The sequence below is a fragment of the Actinomadura luzonensis genome (assembly GCF_022664455.2).
In the GTDB taxonomy this organism is placed as follows: Bacteria; Actinomycetota; Actinomycetes; order Streptosporangiales; family Streptosporangiaceae; genus Nonomuraea; species Nonomuraea luzonensis.
In genome coordinates, this window is the sequence record NZ_JAKRKC020000001.1 from 1340932 (window position 1) to 1360572 (window position 19641).

Annotated in this window: 22 protein-coding genes; 15 read left to right on the plus strand and 7 right to left on the minus strand. The window is 74.6% G+C overall.

The annotated features are described in order from the left end of the window. Nucleotides 1–58: 58 nt before the first annotated feature. Nucleotides 59–2572, minus strand: a complete 2514-nt coding sequence (locus MF672_RS06355) for a polysaccharide lyase family 8 super-sandwich domain-containing protein (protein WP_242380472.1) — start codon at nt 2570–2572, stop codon at nt 59–61. 237 nt (nt 2573–2809) lie between these two features. Between MF672_RS06355 and MF672_RS06360 the strand changes: the two genes are divergently transcribed. From MF672_RS06360 to MF672_RS06375, 4 genes are all read left to right on the plus strand, one after another. Then, nucleotides 2810–4501, plus strand: coding sequence for an HAL/PAL/TAL family ammonia-lyase (locus tag MF672_RS06360; protein WP_242380431.1), 1692 nt, complete (start codon nt 2810–2812; stop codon nt 4499–4501). 122 nt (nt 4502–4623) lie between these two features. Further along, nucleotides 4624–5061, plus strand: coding sequence for an anthrone oxygenase family protein (locus MF672_RS06365; RefSeq protein WP_242380429.1), 438 nt, complete (start codon nt 4624–4626; stop codon nt 5059–5061). A gap of 17 nt (nt 5062–5078) precedes the next feature. After that, complete coding sequence (locus MF672_RS06370) at nt 5079–5435, plus strand: PRC-barrel domain-containing protein (RefSeq protein WP_242380427.1); 357 nt, start codon at nt 5079–5081, stop codon at nt 5433–5435. Between the two features lie 14 nt (nt 5436–5449). Then, nucleotides 5450–5761 (plus strand): hypothetical protein, encoded by a 312-nt coding sequence (locus MF672_RS06375; RefSeq protein ID WP_242380425.1) that lies wholly within the window; start codon nt 5450–5452, stop codon nt 5759–5761. Between the two features lie 84 nt (nt 5762–5845). Here MF672_RS06375 and MF672_RS06380 read toward each other — a convergent pair whose 3' ends face one another. Continuing rightward, on the minus strand, nt 5846–6931 hold the full coding sequence (locus MF672_RS06380; protein WP_242380423.1) for a Gfo/Idh/MocA family protein: 1086 nt from the start codon (nt 6929–6931) through the stop codon (nt 5846–5848). After that, a complete protein-coding gene (locus MF672_RS06385; protein ID WP_242380421.1) occupies nt 6916–7620 on the minus strand; it encodes a ThuA domain-containing protein in 705 nt (234 codons plus the stop codon). The genes MF672_RS06380 and MF672_RS06385 overlap by 16 nt, the downstream gene beginning before the upstream one ends. Nucleotides 7621–7810: 190 nt before the next feature. On the opposite strand from MF672_RS06385, the gene MF672_RS06390 reads away from it, so the two are divergent. From MF672_RS06390 to MF672_RS06415, 6 genes are all read left to right on the plus strand, one after another. Then, nucleotides 7811–8647 carry a hypothetical protein gene (locus MF672_RS06390; RefSeq protein ID WP_242380419.1) on the plus strand — a complete coding sequence of 279 codons (837 nt, stop codon included), beginning with the start codon at nt 7811–7813 and terminating at the stop codon, nt 8645–8647. A 184-nt stretch (nt 8648–8831) separates the two neighbouring features. Continuing rightward, nucleotides 8832–9281 (plus strand): RlpA-like double-psi beta-barrel domain-containing protein, encoded by a 450-nt coding sequence (locus tag MF672_RS06395; RefSeq protein ID WP_242380417.1) that lies wholly within the window; start codon nt 8832–8834, stop codon nt 9279–9281. Between the two features lie 11 nt (nt 9282–9292). Continuing rightward, entirely contained in the window at nt 9293–9892 is a 600-nt protein-coding gene (locus tag MF672_RS06400; protein ID WP_242380415.1) for a cell wall protein, read from the plus strand. A 17-nt stretch (nt 9893–9909) separates the two neighbouring features. After that, on the plus strand, nt 9910–10686 hold the full coding sequence (locus MF672_RS06405; RefSeq protein ID WP_242380412.1) for a MauE/DoxX family redox-associated membrane protein: 777 nt from the start codon (nt 9910–9912) through the stop codon (nt 10684–10686). A gap of 47 nt (nt 10687–10733) precedes the next feature. Continuing rightward, a complete protein-coding gene (locus tag MF672_RS06410) occupies nt 10734–11201 on the plus strand; it encodes a PPOX class F420-dependent oxidoreductase (protein ID WP_242380410.1) in 468 nt (155 codons plus the stop codon). An 88-nt stretch (nt 11202–11289) separates the two neighbouring features. Then, nucleotides 11290–11694, plus strand: a complete 405-nt coding sequence (locus MF672_RS06415; RefSeq protein ID WP_242380408.1) for a hypothetical protein — start codon at nt 11290–11292, stop codon at nt 11692–11694. Here the strand turns inward: MF672_RS06415 and MF672_RS06420 are convergent. The 4 genes from MF672_RS06420 to MF672_RS06435 all read right to left on the minus strand — a co-directional run bounded on the left by MF672_RS06420 (nt 11691) and on the right by MF672_RS06435 (nt 15308). Continuing rightward, nucleotides 11691–12227 carry a hypothetical protein gene (locus MF672_RS06420; protein ID WP_242380405.1) on the minus strand — a complete coding sequence of 179 codons (537 nt, stop codon included), beginning with the start codon at nt 12225–12227 and terminating at the stop codon, nt 11691–11693. The genes MF672_RS06415 and MF672_RS06420 overlap by 4 nt on opposite strands. A 13-nt stretch (nt 12228–12240) precedes the next feature. Beyond that, nucleotides 12241–13536, minus strand: coding sequence for a hypothetical protein (locus MF672_RS06425; RefSeq protein WP_242380403.1), 1296 nt, complete (start codon nt 13534–13536; stop codon nt 12241–12243). 23 nt (nt 13537–13559) lie between these two features. Beyond that, nucleotides 13560–14000: a MarR family winged helix-turn-helix transcriptional regulator gene (locus MF672_RS06430; protein ID WP_242380401.1), complete on the minus strand. Its 441-nt coding sequence runs from the start codon at nt 13998–14000 to the stop codon at nt 13560–13562. 129 nt (nt 14001–14129) lie between these two features. Continuing rightward, on the minus strand, nt 14130–15308 hold the full coding sequence (locus tag MF672_RS06435; RefSeq protein WP_242380399.1) for a PP2C family protein-serine/threonine phosphatase: 1179 nt from the start codon (nt 15306–15308) through the stop codon (nt 14130–14132). 193 nt (nt 15309–15501) lie between these two features. Here MF672_RS06435 and MF672_RS06440 point away from each other — a divergent pair, with 193 nt between their 5' ends. From MF672_RS06440 to MF672_RS06460, 5 genes are read left to right on the plus strand one after another with little or no spacing between them, the layout of a single operon-like run. Further along, a complete protein-coding gene (locus MF672_RS06440) occupies nt 15502–15933 on the plus strand; it encodes an anti-sigma regulatory factor (RefSeq protein ID WP_242380396.1) in 432 nt (143 codons plus the stop codon). Between the two features lie 44 nt (nt 15934–15977). Next, nucleotides 15978–16586 (plus strand): RNA polymerase sigma factor, encoded by a 609-nt coding sequence (locus MF672_RS06445; protein WP_242380394.1) that lies wholly within the window; start codon nt 15978–15980, stop codon nt 16584–16586. Continuing rightward, nucleotides 16583–17377, plus strand: coding sequence for a zf-HC2 domain-containing protein (locus tag MF672_RS06450; RefSeq protein ID WP_247815190.1), 795 nt, complete (start codon nt 16583–16585; stop codon nt 17375–17377). Before MF672_RS06445 ends, MF672_RS06450 begins: the two co-directional genes overlap by 4 nt. Beyond that, the gene (locus MF672_RS06455) at nt 17374–18213 is read left to right on the plus strand and encodes an ABC transporter ATP-binding protein (protein WP_242374839.1); all 840 of its coding nucleotides are present in this window, start codon (nt 17374–17376) and stop codon (nt 18211–18213) included. The genes MF672_RS06450 and MF672_RS06455 overlap by 4 nt, the downstream gene beginning before the upstream one ends. Further along, the gene (locus MF672_RS06460; RefSeq protein ID WP_242374838.1) at nt 18210–19640 is read left to right on the plus strand and encodes a hypothetical protein; all 1431 of its coding nucleotides are present in this window, start codon (nt 18210–18212) and stop codon (nt 19638–19640) included. The genes MF672_RS06455 and MF672_RS06460 overlap by 4 nt, the downstream gene beginning before the upstream one ends. The last annotated feature ends 1 nt before the right edge of the window (nt 19641 follow it).

A 19641-nucleotide genomic window follows, 5' to 3' on the forward strand; every position in this document is an offset into this window, starting at 1 on the left:
GGCGGCACTTGTGATCCTCTTGGGGATCACTTAGGGCGACCAGCGCCCGACTTGGCGCTCACCGGAGGGTGGCGGTCAGGGTGCGCCCGTAGGCGTGGCGGGTGGTGGCCTGGATCAGGGTGCCGCCGGGGACGCGGCGGGCCGTCACCCCCTCGTCGGCCTGCTCCAGCCGCAGGGACCGGCCGTGCAGGACGACCGTGACCCGGTCGCGCTTCGTCGTCGGGTCGGCCAGCGCGACCCGCACCTCCGGCCCCGACGTGCGGACGAGGACCGAGGCCGGGCCGTCCAGCAGCAGGCGGCCGGCGTGGTGCGGGCCGCCGGTGAAGGCGTTGGCGGCCAGCAGGCCGAGGCCCCGGTGCTCGATCGCCTGGACGTGCCGGGTGTTGGCGACGACCTTCAGCGGGCCGTCCGCGTAGCCGCGGAGGCGGGCCTCGGTCGCGTTCGGCACCAGGGCGTAGGCGAGGGCGGGCAGCTCGCCGGTCGCGGGGTGGGTGATCGCGGCGGTGAAGACGTGCTTGGTGACCGGGGTGTCCGGGTTCGAGGTGCGGACGGCCCGGCGGCTGCGGGTGACCGGCTCCAGGGTGGCGGCGACCGGCTGCCTGGTGAGGAAGGCGTACCCGATGGCGGTGCCGCGGGCGGCGTTGGCGTAGCGGAGCCAGCGCGGCGCGGCCGTGGCGGCGCCCTGCTGCCACGGCGCGCCCGTCCAGGTCTCGCCGGTGATCGCGACCGGGTCGGCGGGGGCGGCGATGCGGCTGTCCACGGTGGTGACCGCGGCCCGGCCGCCCTGACCGGAGACGTCCGCGGCGAGCACCACGACCTCGTCGTCCAGCAGGAACCACGACTTGGTGGCGCGGGCGTCGCGGTAGGCGACGAAGTCGTCCGGCAGCAGGCCGGCCTGCTTGGCGGTCCAGGCGGCGTCGTCGGACTGGACCAGGCCGGCCACGCCGTACGGGCCGAGCGTCGCGCCGCCGGAGAAGGCGTTCCCGGCGACCGGGAAGTACACGTAGGCGTTCTGCGACTCGGAGGAGGAGGTGAAGTTCAGCGGGTGCGACGGGTTCTCGTACCACAGGCGGCCGCCGTACAGCTCGGGGACCGTGCGGCGCTCCTCCACCGGCGCGGTCACCCCGGCCAGCCGGTACGGCGAGACCGTCGTGTAGTAGTCGACGCCGAAGACCTCGCGCTGGTCCTCGCCGGCCAGGTAGAGGTAGTGGGCGCCGTCGCCCTGGAACCACGGCATGAGGTTCTCGCCGCTCATGTACTCGTACTTGCTGACGCGCTCGGAGCTGCGCGCGAGGGCGAAGGCCCAGCCGGGGCGGCGGTGCACGGTGCGGTCCATCGCGTTGAAGGCGACGCAGCGCGCGGGCGGGTTGAGGTCGGCGGCCGGGACGGCGGCGTCGGCGCGGATGGCCGCGTAGCGGGCGATGCTGACGGGCGAGACGAACGCGGCGGTGTCGGCGGCCGGCAGGTGCTTGACGTACTTCTTCAGCGCCGTCGCGTCCTCGGCCGGCAGGTGGTCGGTGAGGTCGGCGACGGCCTCGACGATGACGCCGACGTCGGCGTAGCCGGTGGTGGTGCGCGAGACCGCCCGCCCCTTGACGATCTCCATCATCCAGCCCTCGAAGATCAGCGGGGCGAAGCCGTCGGTGATCCATTGGTACACGACGCCGGGCAGGCCGGCGAGGCCGTCGGTGGTCGCCCCGTCGAGCGTCTTCAGCGTCTGGACGACGCGGGTCAGCAGGGCGCGGCCGTAGGAGCCGGTGTAGGCGACCGAGGCGTGCTGGATGAAGGAGCCGTCGCGGTAGTAGCCGTCGGTGACGCCGTGCTGGAGGGCGTACGGGTCGACGGTGGCGAAGACGGTGGACTGGTCGGCGATGGCCTTGGCGAGGCGGGCGTCGTCGGCGGTGAGCGCGCCCTGGAGGATGCGGTTGGCGGTGATGTCGGCCAGGTTCGCGCCGGTGTGGAAGCGGGAGTCGAGGTCGACGTCGCCGTTCCTGCCGTTGCGGAGGTAGGCGTCCATGGTGGCGAGGTACGTCGCCGTCAGGGCCGGCCGCTCCTCGCGCAACCGGCCGGCGAGCAGGGCGAGCGTCCTGGTCACGTGGGTGGGGATGCCGATCTCCCAGGTGTGCCAGTTGCCGTAGTAGCCCTTCGCCTGGTCGCCGTAGTAGCGCTCGTGCAGCCACTGGAGGCCGTCGGCGACGCGGCGCTGGGCGGCGGCGTCGCCGTCGAGCTGCCCGCCGGGGACGCGGGTCGCGAGCGCGATCTCGTACAGGTACTGGAAGGCGAGGCGGAGGTTGACGTCGTCGGCGCCGAGCGCGAGGCCGGCGAACAGCTCGCCGGCGCCCGCCCGGTCCATCGCCGTCAGGCGCTGCCTGGCGGTGGTGAGGATGGCGGCGAGCTTCGCGGCGACCTCAGGGCGGGCGTTGACCTCGGGGGTGCCGGCGAGCATGGCGACGGTGTTGGCGATCACGCGGGCGTGGTCGTACCCGGCCGAGGCGGCGGCGGCGCGCAGGGGGGCGGCCACGGCCAGCAGGCCGGCGGCGGGGATCAGGGAGAGAACCTGGCGGCGGGACATCTGCGGCACGGCGGGCTCCAGGCCGTTCAGGAGGACGAACCGCGCTCACCATACATGATCTTTTCCGGTCCGCCCAGGGCTCCGCTGCCTGTTCCTGCGCGTAGCTGATCGTCGGCGCGCGGGATCGCGCAGGCCGGGCGGAGCCCGTCAGCTTCGCGCAATCGCCGGGTCAGCGATCGTCCTGGCGGTGGGGAGGCGCGGGGCCGGGGCGGGCGTTCCTGGCTATAACCGGGCGTCATGAAGCTCATACGGGCGGCCGCCGGCACGGGGCTGCTGGCGGCGTTGTGCGTCGTGCCGGGACAGGCCGCGCCGGGACAGGCCGCGCCGGGACGGGCGGTCGCCGAGCCGCCCGCGGCCGCGCGGCAGGCCGCCTCCCTGGTGCTGGACGGCGGGTCGTTCTCGGTCGCGGACGCGTTCGCGATCCTCGAAGGGCGGCCCGTCACGGTGCGGCTCGCCCCGGCCGCGCAGGAGCGGATGCGGCGCTCCCGCGCCGGGGCGCTCGCCGCGCTGGAGCGCGGCGGGCAGCGCGTGTACGGCTGGAACCAGGCGCTCGGCCCGCTCAAGGACCGCCCGCTGGACCCGGCGCAGGCCGAGCGCTTCCAGCGCAACGTGCTCCGCTCGCACGCCGCCGGCGTCGGGCCGCCGTTCCCCGACGGGGTGGCGCGGCTGGCCATGGTGATCAAGGCCAACCAGATGGCCAGGGGCCGCTACGGCGTCCGCCCCGAGGTCGCGCAGCGGCTGCTGGACCTGGTCAACGCCGGGGTCGTGCCGCGCATGCCGCAGATCGGCTCGCTCGGCACCGGCGACCTCCAGCCGCAGGCCGCCATGGGGCTGGCGATGATCGGGGAGCAGGCGCCGGTCCGCTACCGGGGCGCCGAAGGCCCGGCCGCGGCGATGCTGCCGCGAGCCGGCCTGGCCAGGACGTTCACGCTGCAGGCCGGGGAGGCGCTGCCGATCGTCAGCGGCAGCACCACGGCCGCCGCCTCCTTCCTGGACGCCGTGCGCCGCGCCACCGTCCTCGCCGGCCAGGCGGAGGGCGCGTTCGCGCTGTTCATGGAGGCGACCAGGGCCGAGCGCGGCTCCTTGGACGCCCGGACGCACGCCGAACGGCACATCCCGGAGGAGAACGCGGTCGCCGCCCGGCTGCGCGAGCTGGTCGCCGGCTCGGGCTGGATGACCGAGGAGGGCCGCAGGCGGCTCGACCCGGCGAACTACGAGCCCCGCGTGCAGGACGCGGTCTCGGTGCGGGCCGCCCCGCACGTCCTGGCCGGGCTGTGGCACGAGCTCGCCGACGCCCGCCGGGCCCTGCTGCGCGAGGCGAACTCCTCGACCTCCAACCCGCTGGTGTTCCGGCGGGCCGGCGGGCGCTACGAGTTCGTCATGGGCGGCAACTGGGACGCCTCGGTCATGGGCCACCTCGCCGACAGCCTGAACGCCGAGGTCGCCGACGTCGGCGTGCTGTCGCAGGAGCTGTCGGGGCGGCTGCTGTCGCCGCGCTGGAGCTACGGCCTGCCCGCCAACCTGGCCGGCGGCAGCCCCGGGCTGAACTCCGGCCTGGTGCAGGCGCAGACCGTGGCCGCCGCGCTGGTGCCGGAGATGCAGGTCAGGGCGCACCCGGCGGGCACCCTGTCCCGCCCGGTCAAGGACGGGCAGGAGGACCACAACACGATGGCCATGGCCTCGCTGCGGCACCTGCACGAGAACCTCGACCGGCTGGAGGTCGTGCTCGCGGTCCAGTACCTGATGGCGGCGCAGGGCGTGGACCTCATCGCGGGCCGGATGGCGGGCCTGCCGCTCGGCGCGGGGACGCGGGCGCTGCACGCGGAGCTGCGCCGCTCCGTCGCGCCGCTCGGCGACGACCGGTACCTGACGCCCGACCTGGAGCGGGTGATCGGGCTGATCCACGCCCAGCGGCTGGCCCCGCGGTAGAGCATGGCGGGGCCGGCTCCGCGTTGGAGCATGGCGGGGCCGGCCCCGCGGTAGAGCATCGCGCATGCGGGCGAGCGTCCTTCGCATGGACCGGCTCGCCCGCGCCGCGCCACCATGGCGGCATGCTGACTCTCGCGCTCGTCACCCTCGTCCTGCACGGCCTGCTCGCCGGCCTGTTCTACGCCTTCTCCATGTCCGTCGTGCCGGGACTGAACGCGGTGGAGCCCGCGCAGGCCGAGGCGGCCATGCGCGGCGTCAACCGCAAGATCCTCAATCCGTGGCTCTTCGTCGTGTTCCTGGGCTCGCCGGTGGCGGCGCTCGTCGCCGGGCTGCTGGCGGACGGCGCGGCGGCGACCTGGTTCCTCGCGGCGGCCGGGGTGAGCTTCGCCGGCTCGTTCCTGGTCACCGCGGCGCTGAACGTCCCGATGAACAACGCCCTGGAGGCCGGCACGATCTCGTGGCAGGACTATTCGCGCAGGTGGACGGCGTGGAACACGGTCCGGGCGGCGGCCTCCGTGGTCAGCCTCGCGCTGACCGGCGCCGGGCTTGCCGCGCTGTGACGGGGTAGGGGCCCGGTATGACGACCGAGAATCTGTGGCGATACCGCCCCGAGCTCAGCGCGCACGAGTCCATCGACCTCGTCGGCTACGAGGTGGACGCGAGCGACGGCAAGGTCGGCTCGGTGGACGAGGCCAACAACGCCGTCGGCGACAGCTACGTGATCGTGGACACCGGCCCGTGGATCTTCGGCAGGAAGGTGCTGATCCCGGCCGGCGCGGTGGAGCGCATCGACCCCGACGAGCGCAAGCTCTACATCGGCAGGACCAAGGACGAGATCAAGAAGGCGCCGGAGTTCGACGAGTCCACGTACCGCGACACCCGCTACCGCGACGAGGTCGGCGGCTACTACGCGGCCTTCCCCGGCACGATGTGATCGGACGGCACGACATGGCGGGACATCGGCGGGGCGAGCCGTCCGTCGCGGCCTCCGGGCAGTGGCGCGACGAGAACGGCGTGCGCATGCCGGCCGGCGAGGCGCACGCCTGGCAGCCCGGCACCAACCAGACCCTGTGCGGCCTCCCGCTGAGCCGGGCCCGGCTGCTGCGCTTCCACCACGTGCGCTGGCCCGAGGTGTTCCCGGAGTCGGGCGGCGCGGCCGAGGAGATCGGCGAGGTGTGCCGCAAGTGCGTGGCCGCCTCCGGGCGGCGCTCGCACCGCGGCTGGAGCGGGTCATGGACGCGGACCTCCCCGCGCCCATGACCCATGACCCAGGGCTCATGACCCAGGGCCCATGACAGGGCCCGTGACCCGGCGCCTATGATCCGGCGCCCTTGATGCGGCTGGTCAGAGCGTGCGCAGCGCCACCGGCGCCGGGCGCTCGCAGGTGCTGGCGACCGGCACCGCCGCCCCCGAGTGCGCCGAGGCGAGCAGCGACTCCATGACGTCGAGCACGTGGTAGGCGAGCGTCCCGCCCGCCCGCGGCTCCTCGCCCGCGGGCGTGACGGCGAGGTCGGCCAGGCCGATCCCCCGGCCCCCGTCCACGTAGCCGGCCGACTCCGGCAGGTCGCGCCAGTCCTCGTCGCCCACCCCGGCCACCTGGACGAGCCCGTCGAAGTGGTTGGGGTTGGGGACGACGAGCGAGCCGCGCTCGCCGTGCACCTCGATGTGCGGCGCCCTGGTGGCCGCCGCGTCGAAGCTCATCACCAGCGTGGACAGCGCGCCCGAGGCGTGTACGAGGACGCCCGTCACGTGGGTGTCCACGCTCACCGGGATCTCCTCGCCGCGCCGCGGGCCCGAGCCGATCGTGCGCTTGGCGCGCGGGCGGGAGGCCGCGCCCACCACGGTGGCGACCGGGCCGAGCAGCGTGACGAGGCTGGTGATGTAGTACGGCCCCATGTCGAGGAGCGGGCCGCCGCCGGGGACGTAGTAGAAGTCGGGATTGGGGTGCCAGCGCTCGTGGCCGGGGGTGACCATCGTGGCGGTGGCGGCGACGGGCCGGCCGATGAGTCCGTCGTCCACGGCCTTGCGGGCGGTCTGGGTGCCGGTGCCGAGCACGGTGTCCGGGGCGCAGCCGACGCGCACGCCCGCCTCCTCGGCGGCCCGGAGCACCCGCGCCGCGTCCGCGGAGGTCGCGGCCAGGGGCTTCTCGCAGTAGACGTCCTTGCCCGCGGCGATGGCGAGCAGCGCGACCTCGGCGTGGGCGGCCGGGACGGTGAGGTTGAGCACGACGTCCACGCCCGGGTCGGCCATCAGCTCCGCGACGGACCGGACCGGCGTGCCCGGGTAGGGGGCGACGGCCTCGGCGGCCCGGGCGGGGTCGAGGTCGGCGACGGCCGCGAGGCGGAGCTGCGGCAGACGGTCGATGGTGCGGAAGTACTGCGCCGAGATCGCGCCGGTGCCGACGACGCCGACGTTCAGCGGCTGGCCCACAACATGCCCCTCTCGATGATGGTCCGCACGGTGTCGTGCTGGAGGACGTCCAGGCTGTGGCCGGGGGTGGTGACGAAGATGCGGCCCTCGCCCCACTGCCGGGTCCACAGGGCGGGCGAGGTGACCTCGCGGTGCCACGGGTCCCAGGGGCGGACCTGCTGGGTGGTGGTGGCGAGCACGTCGATGTAGGCGTCGGTCAGGACCCAGTACTGCTCGGTGACGAGGTCGAAGTCGGCGAGCCCTTGGGTGATGGGGTGGGCGGCCGCCTCGGGGAGCAGGTTCACCGTGTAGGGGACGAAGTTGTCGGCCTGCGTGCCCTCCCGCTCGTCCGGGTGCTTGCCCGGGTGGCAGGCGAACTGGCCGCCGATGAGGTGCAGGTAGTCGGAGGAGTTGCGGTAGGAGTCGGCGATGCCGCCGTGCCAGCCGGCCATCCCGGTGCCGGCCCGGATGGCGGCCTCCAGCCCCTTCAGCTCCTCGGGCTGGATGGTTCCCATGGTGTAGCACTGCACGATGAGGTCGACGCCGGACATGTACGAGGAGTCCGCGTACGGCTCCGGTGAGTCCGCTCTCCGCACCTCGAAGCCGTGCTTCTCGAGGAAGGGGATGAACAGCTCCGTGGCCTCCACCGGGGCGTGCCCTTCCCAGCCGCCCCGGACCACGAGAGCCTTGCGGCCCTGGTCACTTGCCATGCTTCTGCCTAACGCCGTAAGGGTCGAACGTTCCGATGTTCGCATCCCGGCATAGACGACGTGAGAGTGGGCAGCGCTTTCCGGGCGGGACCCCGGGACGGGGGCACGAGGGACGGCGGTTTACGGGTGCCTTAGTCCGGCGGGGTTCTCATGAGATGAATGTCCGCGAATGAGACGAAAGGTAACGCCTATGAATGCCGATCATCATCGCGACAACCGGCTGCGGCGCCCGCTGTTCGTGGCCGCGACGGCGGTGTTAATGGCGGCGGGCGGGGCCGGCGTGGCCGCCGCCGCGGCGGGCAGCACCACCCCCGCCGATCCGACCGCGACGCCCACCGACACGACCGCCCCGACGACCACCCCCACGGACACCCCCACGGACACGGCCACCCCCACCGAGACGGTGACCGTCACCGACGCCCCGACCGACACTCCCACCGAGACCCCCACCCCCGAACTCGCGCCGCTCAGCCCGTGGGGCTTCGTCGGAGCGATGCACGGCGAGTTCGCGGTGGCCACGAAGGACGGCTGCGGCTCGGTGACCCTGTTCGCCCAGACGGGCCAGGCGACCGCCGTGGCGGAGGGCTCCATCACGGTACGCAGCCAGGACGGCTTCGAGCAGACGTACACGATCGGCGAGGACACCAGGACCTTCGCCGGCCGCCGCGGCAACAGCGCCGTCAAGCAGGGCGACTGGGTGTCGGTCACCTCGACCGCGGCCGAGGACGGCGAGAGCGGCACGGCCCTGTACGTCTACGACCTGTCGCGCCCGGTCAAGCGCACCTGGCGGGGCTGGGGCCGCATCGGGCAGTGGTGGGCCCCGCAGCCGACGTGGCGCACGCCTGCCCAGTGCCCCACGCCGACCGCCACCCCCACCGTGACCCCCACCGAGACCCCCACGGAGACCCCCACCACGACCCCGACGGAGACGCCCACGACGACCCCGACGGAGACCCCCACCACGACACCCACCGACACGGTGACGCCCACGCCGACTCCCACGCCGACGCCGACGCCGAGCCCGTGACGAAGAACCGATAAGTCCCGAGCAGTACCTTCCCGAAGTCCGCCCGCCGCCACCGGCGCGGGCGGCTTTTGCGTGTGGGGCCTGTGGCGACAGATGGGGCATTGACGAAAAATCCTTACATGGTACTCATAGATCGAGTCGGAAAGCTTCAAACCCCCCGAAGCTCGCCCGAAGGGAGACGCGCATGGCGCGTACCACGTCGTCCGGCCCGCCCGCCGACTTACTCGGCCCCGTCCAAGGAGAGGTCTCCTGGTTCTGCTGCGGCAACGCCTGGGGCCCCTGCAGCAGCACCGGCAAGGGAGCCTGCGGCACCTGCAACTCCAGCAGCCTCCAGCACGCCTGGCCCAACACCTCCGACGCCTGCTGGGCCATCACCCACCCCGACACCTGCGGCGTCGGCCTCTCCCGCCGCACCTGCGGGTTCCAGCACCGCACCACGGCGCTGTGCACCGGCACCAGCGTCGTCACCTCGATCGCCGACTGCGGCCCGCAGACCGACCTGTTCTGCGGCGAGCGGAGCTGCTGCGGCGCCACCTGCGCCAGCAACCGGCTGATCGACCTCACCCCGGCCGCGTTCAGCCGCATCGCCAGCCTGTCCGCGGGCCTGCGCCCGGCCGAGATCTCGACGGCGTGAGGGAGGCGGGCATGCTGCGCACCAGAAGGGACATGCTCAGGTCCGCCGTGCTCGGCGGCGGCGCGAGCGTCGTGGCCGCGACCGCGCTCGGCTCGCTCGGCCCGGAGGCCGCCTTCGCCGCGACCAGTGCCGACGTCGAGCCCGGGACCCCCGACCCGAACTTCGCCGAGGGCCGGATCCGCTCGATCAAGGACAACACGCTGCTCGTCCTCGGCTCGAACATGGTCTTCCACACCATCAGGGTCGTGGACGGCACCAGCCTGTGGAAGCTCGGCCCGGTCGGCTTCGACCAGGCCAGGCCGGGCGACGGCCTGTACGCGCGCGGCGTCCGCATGCCCGACGGCATGCTGGCCGCCGAGGCGGTGTGGCTGAACATCGTCAACATCAAGGGCCACATCACCGACATCAAGGACCAGACCCTCCGCCTGGACCACAACGGGCACGAGGTGCTGTGCCACGTCGTGCCCGGCAAGTCGGTCGCCATCCACTCCGAGTCCCCGCCGACGTCGGACCTGTCGCTGCTGAAGGTCGCCCAGCACGTGCAGATCCTCGGCGCCTGGCGGCCGGACACCAACGAGGTCGACATCGCCACCGTCTTCTCGCCGCACTAGTCACCTGGAGGAACGTGATGGACGGGATCGCCGCGTCGCAGCCGTACGTGATCGCCTTCTTCCTCCTCTGGGCGGGGCTGGCGAAGCTGTTCAGCAGGCGGATGCGGGCCCAGGCCGGGCGGACCGCCCTGGCCCGGCTCGTCGGCGCGACGCGCGCGGTCCCGGCGCTCCGCCTGGCCGGGCTGGTGGAGCTGGCCGTGGCGGCGGCGCTGCTCGCGCCGCCGCTCCACCCCCTGGACGGCGCGGCCGCCGCGCTGCTGTCGGCGGGGTTCCTCGCTTACCTCGCCTACGCCCACGTGGCCGCGCCCGCCTCCTCGTGCGGCTGCCTCGGCCCGCACTCCGACCGGCCGGTGGACGTGCGGGCCTTCGCCCGCGCCGGGCTGCTGCTCGCGGCCGGGCTCCTGGCCACGGGCGCGCCGGCCGCGCACCCGCCGGCGGTGCCGCCCGCCGTACTGGAGATCGCGGTGCTGCTCGGCCTGTCGGCGGAGCTGGACCGGTACTGGCTCGTCCCGCTGCGCCGCCTGCGCGTCCGGCTCCGGCCGCCGCTCGCCGCCCCGGCCGCCGGGGACGCGCCCCTGGAGGCCACGCTGCACCTGCTGCGCCGCAGCCCCGCGTACTGCTCGGCCTCCGCCGGCCTCATCTCGGACGTGCGCGAGACGTGGGACGAGGACGGCACCCGTTTCGTGGTCTACGGGGCGCGGGACGGGCGCACCGCGGTCTTCGCCGTCCCGCTGGCCGGGAACGACCCGCGGGCCGTCCGGGTCGCCCTGGTCGACGAGGCCGCCCTCGCCTGATGGCAGGATCGGAGGCCGAAGCGTCCGACCCTGAAAGGCACGTGCAGATGGCTCCGAACATCGCCACCGCGAACCGCGTCGAGCTGCCCGAGCTGCTCGACTTCCTCCGCCCCCGGCACCACGGCCTGCTGTCGACCGCCCGCGCCGACGGGCGGCCGCAGCTCTCCCCCGTCACCTGCGGCGTGGACGGCGAGGGGCGGATCGTGGTGTCCACCTATCCCGAGCGGGCCAAGACCCGCAACGCCAAGCGCGACGAGCGGGTGTCGATCTGCGTGTTGTCCGACGACTGGAACGGCCCCTGGGTGCAGGTGGACGGCCGCGCCGAGGTGCTGGACATGCCCGAGGCGCTGGACGGGCTGGTCGAGTACTACCGGTGCATCGCCGGCGAGCACCCCGACTGGGAGGAGTACCGCGAGGCCATGCGGCGCCAGGACAAGTCGCTGATCCGCGTGCGCATCGAGCGCTGGGGCCCGATCGCGACCGGCGGCTTCCCCGCGCGGCTGGCGACGTCGTAGGGACCATCCGGCTCCAAGCCGGTCACAAGTACGGGGCCTTATCTGTAGAGGTCTCCGATTCTCGTCGCGCATCTCACGGAGTCCCCTCATGCGTAAGCTCGCCCTGCTCGCCGCCGCCGCCGTCCTGCCGCTGACGGTCGCCGCCGGGCCCGCCTCGGCCCAGCCCGCGATCTGGAAGTGGGGGCCGGTGCACTCCGCCGACGGGATGGCGAGCTCCTGGGGCAAGGCGTACCTCCACCAGTTCGGCTACCTGGTGCGGGGCAGTCTGGAGGACACCCGCGGCAAGGGGTGCGCGTGGGCCGTGCTCAACGCGCAGGACTCGCGCGACGGGCGCTGGAAGAGCTACGGCTTCTACAACTGCCGGCCCGGGGTGGGCACGTTCAAGAAGGACTACCGCAACGTGCTGCGGATCCGCGTCCAGGTCTGCCGCGGCAACGCCACGCGGCCCACGGGCGAGTGCTCGGGCTGGAAGTGGATACTCAAGATGGGCTAGAACACGAAGATCAGCAGCAGCGTGAGCCCGATGGCCAGGGCCGTGAAGGCGGGCGTGCGGGGCCGCCGGGCGGCCTCGCGCCGGGAGCAGACCACCAGCGTCACGAGCACGGCCAGCGCCGCGGCCAGGTGCAGGGCGTACCAGACCGGGACCGGCAGCGCCACGAAGGCCGGCTCGTCGGCGGCGGCCTGCCCGGACACGGCGAGGACGCCGGCCAGGCACAGGACGGCGAGGCCGGGCCCGACCCGGCCGAGCACGGCCCACAACGTGGCGCCCAGCGCGAGGACGGTGGTCGTGCCCGCGTGGATCTGCCTGACCCGCAGGCCGCCGGGCACCTCGGTGCTGATCCTGAGCATCGAGGCGTAGGCCTCCGAGATCGGGGTGCCGCGCAGCGGCGCGTACCAGCCGTCGTAGGCCACCTCCGCCCCGCTCGGCGTGTAGAAGAACGCCAGGTATCCGCCGGTCAGCAGCATCGCGGCGAAGCAGTAGAGGAGCATCTCCCCCGCTAACTGCCGGGCTCGGTCGCGGTCCATCCGGCGATCATAATCAGCCGGCGGCCGCGATGGCGGCGCGCCGCCAGAAGCCGCCGTCGGCCTCCAGCGTGCCGGCCGCCCACGTGACCGTGCCCGAGCGGGCCAGCCCGGCGGCGGTGAAGAACTGCGAGCGCTTCAGCCCGGGGATCGCGGGCAGGCGCGGCAGCCGGGCCGCCGGCCCGCCGGGAGCCGCCATCCGCCAGGTGTCGCGGAGGCGCGGGCTGCCGGTCACCACCAGGACGCCGCCGCCCGAGGGGCTCTCGGCCAGGCGGGGGCAGCAGTAGCCGGCCTTCGGCGCGGTGTGCCTGCTCCAGGCCCGGCCGTCCCAGTGCAGCAGGATCGGGGGCGGGTCGGCGGGCTCGTCGGCCGCCTCGCCGTGGTTGAAGGTGTGGGTGCCGATCGCCCACACGTCGGTCGGCGACAGCGCGAGCACGCCCTCCAGCCCGGCGCTGCCCTCGGGCGGCTTGGGGGCGGCGAACGCGTACTCCGGGGTGGGGACCAGCCGCCAGGAGCGGCCGTCCCAGTGCATCGCGGCGGGCTGGCTCAGCTCGCTCCCGGTGACGCCCCGGCCGGAGTGGCGGGCGCCGACCGCCCACAGGTCGGCGGGGCCGGTGCCGCTCAGCGCGGCCGCCTCGGCGTCGCCGGGGAGCGGCACGTCGGTCCAGGAGCGGCCGTCCCAGTGGGTGGCCAGCGGGCGGCCGGCGCCGTGGACGGCCCAGGCGTCGGCGGGGCCGAGCACCGCGAAGTCGGCGACGGCGGGGGCGTCGATCCTGCCGGGGACGCGGTGCCAGGCGGAGCCGTCCCAGCGGACCGCGCTCAGCGCCTCGACCTGCTCGTCCGCCCCGATCTCGGGGAGCAGCAGCCAGACGTCGGCGGGGCCGGAGGCGGCGACGCGCACGTCCGCGCCGGGCGGCACCCGGATCCGCCCGGGCGGCGGTTCGGCCGGGCGCCAGGCGGTGCCGTCGTGGCGCAGGAGCAGCAGCTCGCCGGCCGCGGACCCGGCGGCCCACGCCTCGCGGGGGCCGGCGGCCGCGAGGTCGGTGAGCCGGGTGTCGGGGCGGTCGCTGACGTAGGCGTAACGCCAGCCCGCGCCGGTGACGGCGGGGGTGGCGACGGGGCCGGGGGTGGGGGCGCCGGGAGATCGGGAAGCGAGGGCGGACGTCGAGGTGGGCGCCGGGACGGACGTCAGGGCGGGCGTCGGGGCAGGCGTCCGGGTGGGCGCCGGGGTGGTGCGCGCGTCGCGCCCGGGCGCGCAGGCCACGGCCGCGACCAGCGTGCACGCGGCCACCAGCGGTGCTGCGATCCTCATCCCGTAACGCTACCCACGGCCGGTCAGGCCAGCAGGCGAGCCGCGATCTGCGTCCAGTCGTCGTCCTCCTCCGGCGCCTCGCGCGCGGTGACCCGGTCGGCGGCCTCGGCGAAGGCCTGCAGCCCCCGCAGCAGCGCGATGCGCCCGGCCGGCGGCATCGCGCTGAGCACGCGGGCGAGGTCGTCGCGCCGCAACTGCTGGAGCTCCTGGATGAGGGCCCGGCCGGAGGGGGTGAGGGAGAGGGTCAGCTCGCGCCGGTCCTCCTCGCAGTGGGAGCGCCGGACGAGCCCGGCCGCCTCTAGCCGGTCGCAGAGCCGGCTGGCGGACGAGGGCACCGCGCCGAGCGCCGTGGCGAGCCGGCTCAGGTTGATCGTCTCGTGCTTCTCGATGGTCAGCAGCGCCTGGAGCTGGATGGAGGACACCTTCGTGGCGAACGCCTGCCGTGAGCGGCCCCATACTGCCACCAGGGCCGCCGCCTCCCTCTCGATGACGGCCCACTCCGTCGGCGGCAGCTGGCCGACGAAGGGGTCGGGTGCTTCAACGGGTGGAACAGGCTCGTCTATCACACGCTATCCACTCAGTGAGATTGCCGGTCATGGTCGTTCTCGCCCGGGATGCGGCCCGGATGGCTTTGGCCCCGGATGGGGATCAGGGGTCCAATCGAGACATACCACGACCGCATCATCCAGCACCTCCATGCCCCTCCGGAAGTCCAGCAGTCCTCGGACCATCGTCCGCACGGCCTCGTCGGCGGGCTGCATTCGCGTGGTTTTGATCAGGGACTCCAGCGACGAGAGGCCGAACTCGACGCCGCCCTTGGACCGCGAGGAGTAGACGCCGTCGCTGGCCACGATGAGCCGGTCGCCGGGCTCCAGCTGCAGGTGCTGCTCGGTGTAGGCGGTGTTGCCGAACATGCCGAGCGGGAGCTGCTGCTCCAGCTCGACGCGGCGGACCTGGCCGGCGCGCATGAGCATGACGCGCGGCGAGCCGGCGTCCACCAGGGCCGTCTCGCCGGTGACGGCGTCGAAGCGCATCAGCAGGGTCGAGACGTGCAGGCGGCCGCCGTACTGGCCGTAGATGGCCTCGTCGGCGAGGCCCGCCTGCTCCTCCAGGCCCGCGCCCGAGCGGCGGGCGTTGCGGAGGGCGGTGATGGTGAGCGTGGTCAGCATGGCGGCCTCGACGCCGGCGCCCATGCCGTCGGTGACCGAGAGGATGAGGCCGCTGGGGCCGCAGGCCCAGTCGAAGCTGTCGCCGTAGACGGCGTAGGCGGGTTCGAGCTGGCCGGCCAGGCGGTAGCCGTCGCCCTGGTGGCCGAAGCCGGGCAGCAGGGCCCACTGCATCTCGGCGGCGAGGGTGAGACGGGCGGCTCGGCGTACCCGGTGGTAACGGTCGGTGATGCGGTCGGCGTCGCGCAGTGCGTGGCCGAGCGCGGTGGCGATCTCCTGCAGGTCCTCGACGACCGCCGTGCCGGGCGGCGTGGCGAAGCCCAGGCAGAGCACGCCGATCCGCTCGCCGCAGGCGCTGACCGGCAGGTGCAGCACGGTGCCCTCGAGCTGGGGCACCTGGGCGGCGAAGGCGCGGCCGGCGGGCGTGCCGTCGATGGCGAGGCCGCGCTCGCCCGGCGCCGGCTCCGCCAGCACCGGACGCAGCGTGAGCAGCGCGCAGTCGGCCAGCAGCACCTCGACCTGCTCGACGGCGAAGTGCAGGGTCACCGCGTCGCGCAGCGCCTCCGGCACGGCATAGGGCGGGGCCGCGTGCATCGCCTGTCGCACTGCGTAAACGCCTTCGGAAATGCTGCCCAACGCGTGACCTCTATCTCCAGGCGCGAGCGCGCGCCACTGACAAACTTGCACAATAGCAAATAACTCTGCGGGCACCCGCGTTACACCCCGGACCTGCGACCGAGGACATGATCCTATATATTTGCCACGCGACAAATAACCGGACGGCAAGGAGAGGCTTGTCTTGGCTGACCGGGAGCCCGCGAAGTCGGTGACGACCCGCTCGCTGCCCATCCGCGCCGAGCGTGACCTGCTCACCGCGCGTCACGCGGTGCGCGCGGCGTCCCTGGAGGCGGGGTTCGGGCTCGTCGCGCAGACCAAGCTCATCACGGCGGCCAGCGAGCTGGTGCGCAACTGTTACGTGCACGGAGGCGGCGGGAGCCTGCTGATCGAGCACCTGCTGCCGCCGCCGCGCGCCGGCCTCCGGCTGACGATCTCCGACGAGGGCCCCGGCATCACCGACCCGGGCATCGCCCTGGCCGACGGCTACTCCACCGGCGGCGGCCTCGGGCACGGGCTGGGCGGGGCCAAACGGCTGGTGGACGAGTTCCACCTGGAGAGCGCCCCGGGACGCGGCACGACCGTGGTGATCACCCGCTGGGCCGGCGACCGCTGACCCCCGCGTGAACCGGGACGGGCGCGGTCTGCGATAGACAGGGCGTGAACCCGTTCCGCCGCCGCCCGCCGCCCCACAGTCCTGTCACGGACGACGCCACCGACGCCCAGCTCGTCGCCGCCGTCGCCGCGGGCAGCGCCCGGGCGCTGCGCGTCCTGCACCGGCGGCACGCCCCCTGGCTGCGCGCCCGGCTGGCCCGCCGCTGCGCCGATCCTGACGTCGTGGACGACGCGCTGCAGGAGACGTTCCTGGCGGTGTGGCGGTCGGCGGGGCGGTTCGAGGGGGACGAAGCGGCCGGCTGGTTGTGGACGATCGCCGTCCGGCGGCTCGTGTCGGCGCTGCGCGGCAGCGGTTCCCGCTGGATCGGCAGCGGCGCCGAGCCCGGCGCGGAGGCCTGGACCGGCACGGAGGCCCGGCCCGGCACGGGGGCCTGGACCGCCTCGGCGGAGGACACGGTCCTGCTCGGCGTCGAGCACGGCGACCTCGGCGCCGCGCTCAACCGGCTCTCCCCCGAGCTGCGCGCCGTCATCGAGGCCACCGTCCTGGACGGCCTCACCACCAAGGAGGCCGCCCGCCTCCTCGGCATCCCTGAAGGCACGGTCAAGACCCGCGCGATGCGGGCCAGGGCCCGGCTGCGCGAGGAGCTGTCATGACGAGCGACTGGCACATCCCGGACGACCTCCGCGATCGGTACCTCGCCGGGACGCTGGACGCCGCCCGGGCCATGTCCGTCGACGCCCATCTCGGGCGGTGCGCGGACTGCCGGGGGGCGGTGCCGTACGAGCCCGACTGGCTGGAGGCGTCCTGGCGGCGGCTGGAGAGCGAGGTGGTCGGGCCGAGCCTGCGCCCGGCCGAGCGGCTGCTCCGGCTCGCGGGCGTCCCCGGCCACCTGGCCCGGCTGCTGGCCGCCACGCCGGCCGCGAGCCGGGCGTGGGTGGCGGCGGTGACGCTCGCGCTGGCGTTCGCGGTGCTGGCGGCCAGGGAGGCGGCGGCGTACCTGCCCGCGTTCCTGGTGCTGGCGCCGGTGCTGCCGCTGACCGGGATCGCGCTCGCCTACGGGCCGCGCGTGGACCCCGCGCACGAGCTGATGGCCGCCACCCCGCTCGCCGGGCCGCGGCTGCTGCTGACCCGGGCGACGGCGGTGCTGGCGGTCGCCGTCGTCCTGGCCGGGCTCGCCTCGCCGCTGCTGCCCGCGCCGCCCGGCCTGAGCGCCGCCTGGCTGCTGCCCGCGCTGGCCGCCGCCGGGGGCTGCCTGGCCCTGGTGGGCCGGCTGCCCGGGCCGATCGCCGCGCTCGCCATGGGCGGGTCGTGGCTGGCCATCGTCGGCCTGGGCAGGCTGGCCGCCGGGAGCTGGCTGGCCGCTTTCGGGCCGCTGCCGCAGGTGTTGTACGGGGTGGCCGCCCTGCTGATGTCGTACCGCGTCTACCGGATGAGCCTTACATGATCCAGATCAGTGACCTGACCAAGGTCTACGGGGGCCGCCGCGCCCTCGACGGCCTCGACCTGACCCTCGGCACCGGCGTGACCGGCCTGCTCGGCCCGAACGGCGCCGGCAAGACCACGCTGCTGCGCTGCCTCGCCACCACGCTCGCCCCGACCGGCGGCACGATCGACGCCTACGGGCTGGACCCGGCGGACCCCGTCCAGCGGACCGCCCTCCGGCGGCGGCTCGGCTACCTGCCGCAGGACCCGGGCTTCTATCCGCATTTCACCGCTTTCGACCTCGTGGACTACGTCGCCATCCTCAAGGAGATGACCGACCGCGCCCGGCGGCACGCCGACGTGCGGCGCGTGCTGGCCGAGGTGGACCTCACCGACCAGGCGCGGACCAAGGTGCGCAGGCTGTCGGGCGGCATGCGGCAGCGCCTCGCCCTGGCCCAGGCCCTGCTCGGCACGCCCGACCTGCTGATCCTCGACGAGCCGACCGTCGGCCTCGACCCGGAGCAGCGGATGACGTTCCGCACGCTGGTGTCCCGGCTGGGCGAGAGCCGCACCGTGCTGCTGTCCACCCACCAGACCGAGGACGTCGCCGCGCTGTGCGAGCGGGTGGTCGTGCTGCGGGACGGCCGGGCCGTCTTCGACGGGACGCCCGGCGAGCTGGCGGCGGAGGCGGCGGGCCGGGTGTGGCTGTCCGACGAGCCGCCGACCGGCTCCAAGGTGTTCTGGCGCACGGCCGACGGCCGCTACCGGACGCTCGGCGACCGCCCGCCCTCGGCCGACGCGGCGACGCCCGGCGTCGAGGACGGCTACCTGACGCTGCTCGGGCAGGCGGCGGCATGACGGCGCGGCTGTTCCTCTTCGAAGCGCGCCGGATGGCCAGGCACCCGCTGGTGTGGGGCATGACCGCGCTGGTCGTGGCCGTGCAGGCCTACCTCACCCGCGACCAGGCGCCGCACTGGGGCATCGACCCCGTGCACGCCACGGGCCTGTCCACCTGCCTGGCCGGCGCCGTGCTCGTGGTCGCCGGGCTGGCCGTCTCGCGCGACGGCCGGCACGGCATGCCGGAGAGCCTGGGCGCGCTGCCGGGCCGCGCCGAGCACCGGACGCGGGCCGTCCTGCTCGCGGCGCCGCTGGTCGCGGGAGTGGCCGCGGCAGTGGCGATGTCCGGATATATGGCGATCCGGCTGGCGAGTGGCCCGGCCGCCGGACGGCTGGACCCGTGGGAGCCGCTGACGGCGGTGGCGGTGGCGGCGCTGGCGGCGACGCTCGGCGCGGCCGTCGGCCGCTGGCTGCGCCGGCTCATCGCCGGGCCGCTGGTGGTGGCCGTGCTCGGCTACCTGATCTTCACCACCGACCGGTACGAGGGCTCCGCGTGGCTGCTGCCGGTGATGCAGTTCCACCGTGCCGACTGGCCCGACCGGCCGTCCGCGGTCCACCTGGCGTACGTCGTGGCGCTCGCCGTGCTGTTCGCCGGGATCGCCCTGCTGCGGCACCGGGTGCGGCCCGGGCCGTCGGTGGCCGTGGTGGCGGCGCTCGCCGTCGCGGCGCCCACGGGGGCCGCCGCGGCGGCCGAGCCCCCGCCCCCGCGGCCCAGGCCCGGGACGTTCACCGCCGCCGACGTCGATCCACGGGTGCGGGAGCGCTACTTCGGCCCCGGCGCCCGCCGGTGCTCCGTGCGGCACGGGATCACGTACTGCGCCTACCGCGGGTACGAGGCGTGGGTGCCGCTCTGGGAGCAGGCCGTGCGGCCGGCCGCGGACGCGCTGCCCCCGGCCGTGCGGGCCCGCCTGCCACGGGTCGAGCAGACCTCCTTCACCTGGTACTACGGCGAAGACAGCAAGACGCGGCTGCGGCCGTCCATGACCTGGGGGCCGCAGGACCAGCGGACCCTGCTGGCCGTCTCGCTGGCCCTCTGGGCGACCGGCCTGAGCATCCCGGGCGGCTCGGCCGAGCGCACGGGCTGCGACGCGAGCGGGCAGGCCAGGACCCTGGTCGCGCTGTGGATCATCGGCCAGGTCGCGCCGCCCGAGCCGCCCCGCATGTACGTCGTGGACGACGGGTTCGGCGTCGAGTACCTCGTCCGGTGGGGCGCTCCCGAGATCGGCTACGCGAAGCGGCTGCTCGCCGATCGCAGGGCGCGCGAACGCGTGCACGCCCACTGGGACACGCTCATGCGGCCCGGCACGACCGTCGAGCAGGCGTTGCCGCTGCTGGGGCTGAAGCCCGCCTACCACCTGCCGCCTACGACCGGCACCCCCTGCCCGTGAC

Excerpts from the sequence above, each read along its gene's own strand:
- MF672_RS06370 (WP_242380427.1), top strand. The coding sequence starts at position 5,079 with ATGACGACCGAGAATCTGTGGCGATACCGCCCCGAGCTCAGCGCGCAC.
- MF672_RS06385 (WP_242380421.1), bottom strand. The coding sequence starts at position 7,620 with ATGGCAAGTGACCAGGGCCGCAAGGCTCTCGTGGTCCGGGGCGGCTGG.
- MF672_RS06455 (WP_242374839.1), top strand. The coding sequence starts at position 17,374 with ATGATCCAGATCAGTGACCTGACCAAGGTCTACGGGGGCCGCCGCGCC.
- MF672_RS06460 (WP_242374838.1), top strand. The coding sequence starts at position 18,210 with ATGACGGCGCGGCTGTTCCTCTTCGAAGCGCGCCGGATGGCCAGGCAC.
- MF672_RS06365 (WP_242380429.1), top strand. The coding sequence starts at position 4,624 with ATGCTGACTCTCGCGCTCGTCACCCTCGTCCTGCACGGCCTGCTCGCC.
- MF672_RS06400 (WP_242380415.1), top strand. The coding sequence starts at position 9,293 with ATGCTGCGCACCAGAAGGGACATGCTCAGGTCCGCCGTGCTCGGCGGC.
- MF672_RS06355 (WP_242380472.1), bottom strand. The coding sequence starts at position 2,572 with ATGTCCCGCCGCCAGGTTCTCTCCCTGATCCCCGCCGCCGGCCTGCTG.
- MF672_RS06415 (WP_242380408.1), top strand. The coding sequence starts at position 11,290 with ATGCGTAAGCTCGCCCTGCTCGCCGCCGCCGCCGTCCTGCCGCTGACG.
- MF672_RS06420 (WP_242380405.1), bottom strand. The coding sequence starts at position 12,227 with ATGGACCGCGACCGAGCCCGGCAGTTAGCGGGGGAGATGCTCCTCTAC.
- MF672_RS06395 (WP_242380417.1), top strand. The coding sequence starts at position 8,832 with ATGGCGCGTACCACGTCGTCCGGCCCGCCCGCCGACTTACTCGGCCCC.
- MF672_RS06405 (WP_242380412.1), top strand. The coding sequence starts at position 9,910 with ATGGACGGGATCGCCGCGTCGCAGCCGTACGTGATCGCCTTCTTCCTC.
- MF672_RS06410 (WP_242380410.1), top strand. The coding sequence starts at position 10,734 with ATGGCTCCGAACATCGCCACCGCGAACCGCGTCGAGCTGCCCGAGCTG.
- MF672_RS06450 (WP_247815190.1), top strand. The coding sequence starts at position 16,583 with ATGACGAGCGACTGGCACATCCCGGACGACCTCCGCGATCGGTACCTC.
- MF672_RS06425 (WP_242380403.1), bottom strand. The coding sequence starts at position 13,536 with ATGAGGATCGCAGCACCGCTGGTGGCCGCGTGCACGCTGGTCGCGGCC.
- MF672_RS06390 (WP_242380419.1), top strand. The coding sequence starts at position 7,811 with ATGAATGCCGATCATCATCGCGACAACCGGCTGCGGCGCCCGCTGTTC.
- MF672_RS06360 (WP_242380431.1), top strand. The coding sequence starts at position 2,810 with ATGAAGCTCATACGGGCGGCCGCCGGCACGGGGCTGCTGGCGGCGTTG.
- MF672_RS06375 (WP_242380425.1), top strand. The coding sequence starts at position 5,450 with ATGGCGGGACATCGGCGGGGCGAGCCGTCCGTCGCGGCCTCCGGGCAG.